Source organism: Mycolicibacterium stellerae (assembly GCF_003719305.1).
In the GTDB taxonomy this organism is placed as follows: Bacteria; Actinomycetota; Actinomycetes; order Mycobacteriales; family Mycobacteriaceae; genus Mycobacterium; species Mycobacterium stellerae.
Genome location: NZ_RARC01000086.1, coordinates 1 through 547, shown reverse-complemented (window position 1 = coordinate 547; position 547 = coordinate 1). Strand labels below are relative to the sequence as shown.

Below are 547 nucleotides of genomic sequence, written 5' to 3'. Positions count from 1 at the left end.
CCCCGTCGGCGAGGGCATCGCTGAGCCGCTTGAGCACCACCACCCCACAACCCTCACTGCGGACATAGCCGTCAGCACCGGCATCAAAGGTCTTGCACTGACCATCCGGCGACAACATCCCAAACCGTGAGCACGCGATGGTGTTCTCCGGGCTCAGCATGAGGTTCACGCCCGCGGCGAGGGCGGTGTCGCTTTCGCGGCGGCGCAGGCTCTGGCAGGCCAGGTGCACCGACACCAGCGACGACGAGCATGCCGTGTCGATGACCACCGCGGGGCCACGCACACCCAAGAAGTACGACAACCGCCCCGCGGCGAAATTCGCCGCATTCCCGAACGGCACATACGCGTCGATTTCTTCCCGCCGCATTTTCCCGGCGAATGTCAACGAATAATCGTTGGTCGTGAGGCCGATGAAAGCGGCCGTTTGGGTGCCGTGGATGGTGTGTGGTGGGATTCCGGCGTTTTCCAGTGCCTCCCAGGCGACTTCGAGCACCAGCCGTTGCTGCGGGTCCATCGCGGCAGCCTCACGCGGGCTGATCCCGAAGAA

1 protein-coding gene is annotated in these 547 nt (G+C 64.5%); it reads right to left on the bottom strand.

Annotation, left to right across the window (positions count from 1 at the left end):
* The coding region (locus tag D6M19_RS34070; protein WP_164478837.1) for a beta-ketoacyl [acyl carrier protein] synthase domain-containing protein at positions 1 to 547 on the bottom strand (547 nt) is incomplete at both ends.